The 2,405-nt window shown below is 69.7% G+C and carries 2 protein-coding genes; both read left to right on the top strand.

Translation table 11 applies throughout. The features are described 5' to 3' along the window. Positions 1-867, top strand: an 867-nt coding sequence (locus A5702_RS00730; RefSeq protein WP_156669431.1) for a beta-ketoacyl reductase, incomplete at its 5' end; no start/stop codon positions are given. Then, a partial coding sequence (locus tag A5702_RS00725) for a type I polyketide synthase (RefSeq protein WP_231964947.1) occupies positions 864-2,405 on the top strand: 1,542 nt, incomplete at its 3' end. The genes A5702_RS00730 and A5702_RS00725, both read left to right, overlap by 4 nt.

Here is a 2,405-nt window from a genome sequence, read left to right as displayed (position 1 = left end):
GACGAGATGACCAATGACGACGTCACCGCGATGTTCGCGCCCAAGCTCGACGCCGCCGCGGTGTTGCACCGGCTGTCCCTGGAGACGCCGGTGCGCCACTTCGTGTTGTTCTCCTCGATCTCCGGTCTCACCGGTTCGCGGTGGCTGGCCCACTACACCGCCACCAGCGGCTACCTGGACGTCCTGGCGTACGCCCGGCGCGTGATGGGGTTGGCGGGGACGACCGTCAACTGGGGACTGTGGAAGTCGCTGGCCGCCGCCGAACAGCAATTCGGCCAGGTCAGCATGGGATCCGGGTTGCTGCCGATGGACGACGAGGTCGCCATCGGCGCGCTGCCGCGGGTCATGAGCCAGGCCGCCGGCGTGCATTCGGTGGTGGTGGACGCGGACTGGCCGCTGCTGGCGGCCGCCTACCGGACCCGCGGTTCACTGCGCATCGTCGACGACCTGCTGCCGGCCCCGGGCGAAACGTCAACGTCGGCAAGCGAATTCCGGGTTGCCCTGGGCAAGTGCCCGCTCCAGCGCCGGCACGACATGCTGCTCGATCATGTCGGCGCGCTGGCGGCCAAGGTGATGGGGCTGCCGGCGGGCGAGTCCCTGGACCCCTCGACCGGCTTCTTCCAGCTCGGGATGGACTCGCTGATGAGCGTGACGCTGCAGCGCGCGTTGTCGGACAGCCTCGGCGAACCGCTGCCTGCCTCGGTCATTTTCGACTACCCGACGGTGTACGCGCTCGCCGACCAGCTGGCGACGATGCTGCCCGAGCTCACCGCGCCGGACACCGAACCCGACGCCGACGTCTACGACGAACTCTCCGAAGCCGAGTTGTTGGAACAACTTTCCGACAGACTAAGAGGAACGCGATGACCACCTCGACACCGGACCGCCGGGCGATCATCACCGAGGCGCTGCACAAGATCGACGATCTCAGCGCCCGGCTGGAGATCGCCGAGAAGGCGGGCACCGAACCGATCGCGGTCATCGGGATGGGCTGCCGGCTGCCCGGCGGGGTGGGAAACCCGGACCAATTCTGGCAACTGTTGCGCGACGGGCGCAGCGGCATCGTGCGGGTGCCGCCCGAACGCTGGGACGCCGACGCCCTCTACACCGACGACCACACCGTCCCGGGGACGATCTGCAACCGCGAAGGCGGCTTCCTATCCGGTTGGGAGCCGGACGAATTCGACGCGGAGTTCTTCTCCATCACCCCGCGCGAGGCGGCGGCGATGGACCCGCAACAGCGGCTGTTCCTCGAGGTCGCGTGGGAGGCGCTGGAAGACGCGGGCATTCACCCGCACACCATTCGCGGCACCCAGACCTCGGTTTTCGTCGGCGTCACCGCCTACGACTACATGCTCACCCTCTCCGAAGCGATGCGGCCGGAGGAACTCGACGCCTACGTCCTGACCGGCAACTCCGCGAACTTCGCCGCGGGCCGGATGGCGTATCTGCTCGGGGCCCGCGGCCCCGCCGTCGTCCTCGACACCGCGTGCTCGTCGTCGCTGGTGGCCATCCACCTGGCCTGTCAGAGCCTGCGCTGGAACGAAAGTGACACCGCGCTGGTCGGCGGGACCAACCTGTTGCTGAGCCCGGGCACCAGCATCGCCTGCTCGCGGTGGGGCATGCTGTCGCCGGACGGGCAATGCAAGACGTTCGACGCCGGCGCCGACGGGTACGTGCGCAGCGAGGGCTGCGGGGTGGTGGTGCTCAAGCGGCTGTCCGACGCGCAACGGGACGGCAACCGCATCCTCGCGGTGGTGCGCGGTTCGGCGGTCAATCAGGACGGCGCCAGCAGCGGGGTCACCGTTCCCAACGGCCCGGCGCAGCAGGCGCTGCTCCGCCAGGCGCTGACGTCGGCCAGGTTGACGCCGTCCGACATCGACTACATCGAGGCCCACGGCACGGGCACCCCGCTCGGTGACCCGATCGAACTCGATTCGCTGAGCAAGGTTTTCGCCGACCGGGACGGCCGGCCCCCGCTGGTGTTGGGGGCGGTCAAGACCAACCTCGGGCACCTGGAGGCCGCGGCCGGCATCACCGGGTTCATCAAGACCGTGCTGGCCGTCAAGAACGCGCGCATCCCGCGTAACCTGAACTTCCACACGCTGACCCCGCACGCCAGTGCGGATGTGTCGCGGCTGACCATCGGCACCGAGGACATGGAGTGGCCGGCGACGGGGCAACCCCGCCGGGCCGGCGTGTCGTCGTTCGGCGTGAGCGGGACCAACGCGCACGTGGTGATAGAGCAAGCGCCCGAACGGGTTCCGGCTCCGAGTGCGGACGGGCCGGTGGTGTCGACCCTGGTGGTGTCGGGCAAGACGCCGCAGCGGGTGGCGGCGACGGCCGCGGTGCTGGCCGACTGGCTGGACGGCCCCGGCGCCGAGGTGGCGCTGGCCGACGTGGCG

This window comes from Mycobacterium sp. E3339 (assembly GCF_001666915.1).
GTDB lineage: Bacteria > Actinomycetota > Actinomycetes > Mycobacteriales > Mycobacteriaceae > Mycobacterium.
The sequence above is the reverse complement of the archived record's forward strand: the minus strand, read 5'-3'. Positions and strand labels throughout refer to the sequence as shown.